We start from the raw sequence: 6,000 nt of genomic DNA on the forward strand, positions 1-6,000 counted from the left end.
GCTTTGACGTGGGGAGTGAACCTCTCTCCCCGACACACCGTCCTAGAGGGCGCAATGTCGCCGGATGCCCGAATCGGCACCGGATCCAAGGTCTCTCGCAGAACTACGGGATGCGATGTCTGTCAGGACAGATGAGGAAATGTCGGGTGAGGTTCCGCGACGCGGTGGCGACGCGGAACCCACAGGCCGGGTGAGCCGGGGGCGCCGGCTGCTGCGCGGTCCACGCCCCGAGGCCGTCCCCGTCCTCGTCGGCAGAGCGTGTGCCCTCGTGGGCGTCCTGGACATCGCGGGGGGCGTCTTCCCACGCTTCCGGCACAGCCGCATGCACGCGCTTGCCGAGGTGCTGCCGGGCGCCTTCGGCCCGTTCGCCGCCGCCCTGTCCCTCAGCGCCGGCGTGCTGTTGCTGCTGCTCGCCCACGGCCTCAAACGCGGCAAGCGCCGGGCCTGGCGGGCGGCCGTGGCCCTGCTCCCGGCGGGTGCCGTGGCCCAGTTCACCTACCGGCACTCGATCGTGGGCGTCCTGATCTCCCTCGCCCTGCTGGCCCCCCTGCTGCGCCACCGCGACCAGTTCGACGCCCTGCCCGACCCGCGCAGCCGCTGGCGGGCCCTCGCCAACTTCGTCCTCATGAGCGCCGGTTCGCTCCTGCTGGGCCTGCTCATCGTCAGCGTCCACGGCGAACGCATGGTCGGCGACCCGAGCCTGGCCGACCGCATCACCCACGTGGTCTACGGCCTCTTCGGCTTCGAGGGGCCCGTCGACTACCAGGGCCCCACCTCCTGGACCGTCGCCTTCTCCCTCGGCGCCCTCGGCCTGCTCACCGCAGTCACCACCATCTACCTGGCCTTCCGCCCCGAACACCCCGCCGCCCAGCTCACCGAGGAGGACGAGGCCCGGCTGCGCGCCCTGCTCGACAAGCACGGCGGCCGCGACTCCCTCGGCCACTTCGCGCTGCGCCGCGACAAGGCCGTCGTCTTCTCCCCCAGCGGCAAGGCCGCCGTCACCTACCGCGTGGTCTCCGGCGTGATGCTCGCCAGCGGCGACCCCATCGGCGACGTCGAGGCCTGGCCCGGAGCCATCGAACGGTTCATGGACGAGGCCAAGGCCCACTCCTGGACCCCCGCCGTCATGGGCTGCTCCGAGACCGGCGGCGAGGTGTGGACCCGCGAGACCGGGCTCGACGCCCTCGAACTGGGCGACGAGGCGGTGGTGGACGTCAAGGATTTCTCCCTCACCGGCCGCGCGATGCGCAACGTGCGCCAGATGGTCAAGCGCATCGAGCGCGCCGGTTACGAAACCCGGGTACGACGTGTCCGTGACCTCGGCGAAGCCGAGCTCGAACGCATCCGCCGCGCCGCCGACGACTGGCGCGGCACCGACACCGAACGCGGCTTCTCCATGGCCCTCGGCCGCGTCGGCGACCCCGCCGACGGCGACTGCCTCATCGCCACCGCCCACAAGCAGGACGAGCACCCCGGTCCCTACGGCGACCTCAAGGCGATCCTGCACTTCGTGCCCTGGGGCACCGACGGCGCCTCCCTGGACCTGATGCGCCGCGACCGCACCGCCGACCCCGGCATGAACGAACTGCTCATCGTCGCCGCCCTCCAGGCCGCCCCCAGGCTCGGCATCACACGCGTCTCCCTCAACTTCGCCATGTTCCGCGCCGCCCTCGCACGCGGGGAGAAGATCGGCGCAGGCCCCGTGCTGCGCGCCTGGCGCGGACTGCTGGTCTTCCTCTCCCGCTGGTTCCAGATCGAGTCCCTGTACAAGTTCAACGCCAAGTTCCAGCCGCGCTGGGAGCCCCGTTTCGTCGTCTACCGCGCCTCCGCCGACCTGCCCCGCATCGGCTTCGCCGCCATGCAGGCCGAAGGCTTCGTCAACCTCGCACTCCCCCTGCCCCGCTCCCTGCGCCGCCGTCGCCCGGCGACCCGCCGCCCCTGCGCCCACGGCACGACCGCGGAGCGGAACGTCCGGGCGGCGTGACCGGCCCGGACCGGGCCGGGCCGCAGCGCCTGACGGCCGTCCCCGGGGCCTACGCTGAACATATGAGCAACCAGAGCGGACGCGGGCGCGTCGCGGGCCTGCCGGGATGGGACCGCTGCGCGGTCATGGGAGTCGTGAACGTCACCCCCGACTCCTTCTCCGACGGCGGCCGCTTCTTCGACACCACGGCCGCCGTCAAACGTGGCCTGGAACTGGTCACCGCGGGCGCGGACCTCGTCGACGTCGGCGGCGAGTCCACCCGCCCCGGCGCCACCCGGGTGGACGAGGCCGAGGAACTCCGCCGCGTCATCCCCGTCGTCCGCGGTCTGGCCTCCGAGGGCGTCACGGTGTCCGTCGACACCATGCGCGCCTCCGTGGCCGCACAGGCCCTCGCCGCGGGCGCCGCCCTCGTCAACGACGTCAGCGGCGGCCTCGCCGACCCGCGCATGGTCCCCGCCGTCGCCGACGCCGGCGCCCCCTTCGTCGTCATGCACTGGCGCGGCTTCCTCCAGGGCGGCAACGTCAGGGGCGTGTACCGGGACGTCGTCACCGAGGTCGCCGACGAGCTCCACGCGCGTGTGGCGGCCGTCCTGGACGGCGGCATCGCGCCCGACCGCGTCATCGTCGACCCCGGCCTCGGCTTCTCCAAGGACGCCGGGCACGACCTCGCGCTCCTCGCCGGCCTCGACCGGATACTCGGCCTCGGCCACCCGCTGCTCGTCGCCGCCTCCCGCAAACGGTTCCTCGGCCGGGTCCTCGCCGGCCCGGACGGCCCTCCCCCGCCCGCACGCGAACGCGACGCCGCCACCGCGGCCGTCTCCGCGCTCGCGGCACACGCCGGCGCGTGGGCGGTACGCGTGCACGAGGTACGCGCCACGGCGGACGCGGTGCGCGTCGCCCACGCCATCGAAACGGCGCGGCCGGCGCACACCGGCGCAGAAGGAGCCCGGTGAGCGCCCCGCACACCGACGTCGAACAGGTCGAGGCCGCCAACACCGCCTTCTACGAGGCGCTGGAGCAGGGCGACTTCGAGGAACTGGCGTCGCTCTGGCTGACCCCCTCCGACCTGGGCGTCGACGAGACCTACCACGACCCCGCCGACACCGGCGTGGTCTCCTGCGTGCACCCCGGCTGGCCCGTGCTCACCGGCCGCGGCGAGGTCCTGCGCTCCTACGCGCTGATCATGGCGAACACCGACTACATCCAGTTCTTCCTCACCGACGTGCACGTCTCCGTCACCGGCGACACCGCCCTGGTCACCTGCACGGAGAACATCCTCAGCGGCGGCCCCGCCCCCAAGGGCGACGAGGAGCTCGGCCCGCTCGTCGGACAGCTCGTGGTCGCCACCAACGTGTTCCGGCGCACGCCCCAGGGGTGGAAGCTCTGGTCGCACCACGCTTCTCCCGTTCTGGCCGAAAACGACGAGGAGGAGGGCGACGAGACCCCCTCCTGACTGGGTAGTCGCCTGACAAGGCCCGCACGGGGCCAGGGACGGAGGCCGGTGCGGCCCGCCCGCGAGGACCAAGAAGTGGTTGGAATCACGGACCTCCGGGTATGGGCGGCTACCAGCCCATGAGCCGCCGGGTTCCCCAGGGGAAACGCTGGATGAATCCTTCCGGACCCGGCCCGGGCCCACACCCCCCGTGGCCCGGCCCCGTCCGGGCTCGCAGGTAGATTCGACCGAGGCCGGTGTGCCGCCCGCACGCGGCACCGCCCGGCCGTGACCGACGATTGCAGGAGTGATTCGCGTGGATCGTGTCGCGCTGCGCGGCCTGAAGGCCCGTGGGCATCACGGTGTGTTCCCGAGGGAGCGCGAGGAGGGCCAGACCTTCATCGTGGACCTCGTCCTCGGCCTGGACACCCGGCCGGCCGCTGCCGACGACGACCTGGCGAAGACCGTGCACTACGGCATCGTGGCGGAGGAGGTCGTGGCCGTCGTCCAGGGCGAGCCCGTCAACCTCATCGAGACGCTCGCCGAGCGCATCGCCCAGGTGTGTCTGAAGCACGACGGGGTCCAGCAGGTCGAGGTGTGCGTCCACAAGCCGGACGCCCCGATCACGGTCCCCTTCGACGACGTGACCGTCACCATCATCCGGAGCCGAGTATGACTGCACCGTTCATCAAGGGTCCCAGCGACCCGACCGTACAGCCGGTACCCGCCTCCGTCGTCGACAAGGTCGACGCCGCCGACACCACGCTGTCCAACCCGAAACGGGCCGTCGTCGCCCTCGGCTCCAACCTCGGCAACCGCCTGGAGACCCTCCAGGGCGCCATCGACGCCCTCGAGGACACCCCCGGCGTCCGCATCAAGGGTGTCTCCCCCGTGTACGAGACCGAGCCCTGGGGCGTGGAGCCCGGCAGCCAGCCCGCCTACTTCAACGCGGTCGTCGTCCTGAAGACCACCCTCCCGCCGTCCTCGCTCCTGGAGCGGGCGCACGCGGTCGAGGAAGCCTTCCACCGCGTCCGCGACGAGCACTGGGGCCCCCGCACCCTCGACGTCGACATCGTGTCCTACGCCGACGTCGTCTCCGACGACCCGCAGCTCACCCTCCCCCACCCCCGCGCCCACGAACGCGCCTTCGTCCTCGCCCCCTGGCACGACCTGGACCCCGAGGCGCAGCTGCCCGGCCGCGGCCCGGTCGCCGGTCTGCTGGACGCCGTCACCCGCGAAGGGGTGGCTCCCCGCGGAGACCTGGAACTCCGGCTGCCCGAATAGCCGTTAAGGTCAAGACGGCCGCGGCACGGAGCCGGAGCCGGGGGAACCGAAGGGACACCGTGAAAGAGCTGCGCATCAGGGTGCTGGCGGGCGTGTTCGTCGTGGCCGGTGTCCTGTCCTGGGCCGGCGCCCGCCTCTGGAACGCCGTCGGGACCCTGCCCAGCGTGCCCATGGCCTCCCCCATCGTCCTCGCCGCGATCGCCGTGATCCTGCTGGCCACGGCGCTCTCGCTGCGCGCCCGCCTGAAGGCCCAGCGCGAGCGGCAGCCGGACGCCAAGGGCGTCGACCCCATGATGGCGGCCCGCGCGGTCGTCTTCGGCCATGCCAGCGCCCTGGTCGCGGCCCTCGTCGCCGGCATGTACGGCGGCACGGGCGTCTTCCTCCTGGAGTCCCTGGAGATCCCCGCCCGCCGCGACCAGGCCATCTACGCCGGCGTCTCCGTCCTCGCGGGCATCGGCGTCATAGCGGCGGCGATCTTCCTGGAGCGAGTCTGCAAGCTCCCGGAGGACGACGAGCACAACGGCCAGGGCGCGGCCCCCACGACGTGACTTCGGGCGTCAGCGCGCCAGTATCAGGCTCATCGCCTCGGATCGGGTCGTAGCGTCCCGGAGCTGGCCGCGCACCGCCGACGTCGTGGTCTTCGCCCCCGGCTTGCGGATGCCGCGCACGGACATGCACATGTGCTCCGCCTCGATCACGACGATGGCACCCCGCGCTTCGAGGATCTTCATCAGCGAGTCGGCGATCTGCGTGGTGAGTCGTTCCTGCACCTGCGGCCGCCGGGCGAACACCTCGACGAGACGTGCCAGCTTCGAGAGGCCGGTGATCTTTCCGGTCTCCGCCGGGATGTAGCCGACGTGAGCCACGCCGTGGAACGGCAGCAGATGATGTTCGCAGAGGCTGACGATCTCGATGTCCTTGACCAGGACCATCTCGTCGTGCCCCAGATCGAACGTCGTCGTCAGGACGTCCTCGGGCTCCTGCCGAAGCCCGGCCAGCAGCTCCCGGTACGCCCGCGCCACCCGCGCCGGCGTCTCCTTCAGGCCCTCGCGGTCCGGGTCCTCGCCGACCGCGATCAGCAGCTCGCGGACGGCGTTCTCGGCCCGCTTCTCGTCGAACTCGCCGATCTGGCCCTCGCCGTCGAGCGTCACGGGGTCGGTCATGTGGTGCCTCGTTCCTGTGTCCATCACGGGGCGGCCTGCGGGAATGGCGGAAAGCCGCGCCCCCCAGGCTAAAACCTGGGGTGCAAGCTGCCGGGGTGAATATGGAAGAGGTCCGCGCTCGGTTGGTAGGTCGGTTC

Annotated in this window: 7 protein-coding genes; 6 read left to right on the plus strand and 1 reads right to left on the minus strand. The window is 72.0% G+C overall.

Going from position 1 to position 6,000, the window contains the following annotated elements; genetic code table 11:
- Positions 1-139: 139 nt before the first annotated feature.
- From ABZ016_RS37665 to ABZ016_RS37690, 6 genes are all read left to right on the plus strand, one after another.
- Positions 140-1,984 carry a phosphatidylglycerol lysyltransferase domain-containing protein gene (locus ABZ016_RS37665; protein ID WP_356921251.1) on the plus strand — a complete coding sequence of 615 codons (1,845 nt, stop codon included), beginning with the start codon at positions 140-142 and terminating at the stop codon, positions 1,982-1,984.
- Between the two features lie 62 nt (positions 1,985-2,046).
- On the plus strand, positions 2,047-2,937 hold the full coding sequence (folP, locus tag ABZ016_RS37670; protein WP_356921252.1) for a dihydropteroate synthase: 891 nt from the start codon (positions 2,047-2,049) through the stop codon (positions 2,935-2,937).
- Positions 2,934-3,437, plus strand: coding sequence for a nuclear transport factor 2 family protein (locus tag ABZ016_RS37675; protein WP_356921253.1), 504 nt, complete (start codon positions 2,934-2,936; stop codon positions 3,435-3,437). The genes folP and ABZ016_RS37675 overlap by 4 nt, the downstream gene beginning before the upstream one ends.
- Before the next feature lie 295 nt (positions 3,438-3,732).
- Positions 3,733-4,092, plus strand: a complete 360-nt coding sequence (folB, locus tag ABZ016_RS37680; protein ID WP_039933349.1) for a dihydroneopterin aldolase — start codon at positions 3,733-3,735, stop codon at positions 4,090-4,092.
- On the plus strand, positions 4,089-4,700 hold the full coding sequence (gene folK / locus ABZ016_RS37685; RefSeq protein WP_356921254.1) for a 2-amino-4-hydroxy-6-hydroxymethyldihydropteridine diphosphokinase: 612 nt from the start codon (positions 4,089-4,091) through the stop codon (positions 4,698-4,700). The genes folB and folK overlap by 4 nt, the downstream gene beginning before the upstream one ends.
- Positions 4,701-4,759: 59 nt before the next feature.
- Positions 4,760-5,248 carry a DUF3180 domain-containing protein gene (locus tag ABZ016_RS37690; protein WP_356921255.1) on the plus strand — a complete coding sequence of 163 codons (489 nt, stop codon included), beginning with the start codon at positions 4,760-4,762 and terminating at the stop codon, positions 5,246-5,248.
- A gap of 9 nt (positions 5,249-5,257) precedes the next feature.
- On the opposite strand, the gene folE is transcribed toward ABZ016_RS37690, so the two are convergent.
- Positions 5,258-5,863, minus strand: a complete 606-nt coding sequence (gene folE, locus ABZ016_RS37695; RefSeq protein WP_356921256.1) for a GTP cyclohydrolase I FolE — start codon at positions 5,861-5,863, stop codon at positions 5,258-5,260.
- Between the last annotated feature and the right edge of the window lie 137 nt (positions 5,864-6,000).

The organism is Streptomyces sp. NPDC006372 (genome assembly GCF_040612515.1).
Classification (GTDB): domain Bacteria; phylum Actinomycetota; class Actinomycetes; order Streptomycetales; family Streptomycetaceae; genus Streptomyces.

Excerpts from the sequence above, each read along its gene's own strand:
- folP (WP_356921252.1), top strand. The coding sequence starts at position 2,047 with ATGAGCAACCAGAGCGGACGCGGGCGCGTCGCGGGCCTGCCGGGATGG.
- ABZ016_RS37665 (WP_356921251.1), top strand. The coding sequence starts at position 140 with ATGTCGGGTGAGGTTCCGCGACGCGGTGGCGACGCGGAACCCACAGGC.
- folE (WP_356921256.1), bottom strand. The coding sequence starts at position 5,863 with ATGACCGACCCCGTGACGCTCGACGGCGAGGGCCAGATCGGCGAGTTC.
- folK (WP_356921254.1), top strand. The coding sequence starts at position 4,089 with ATGACTGCACCGTTCATCAAGGGTCCCAGCGACCCGACCGTACAGCCG.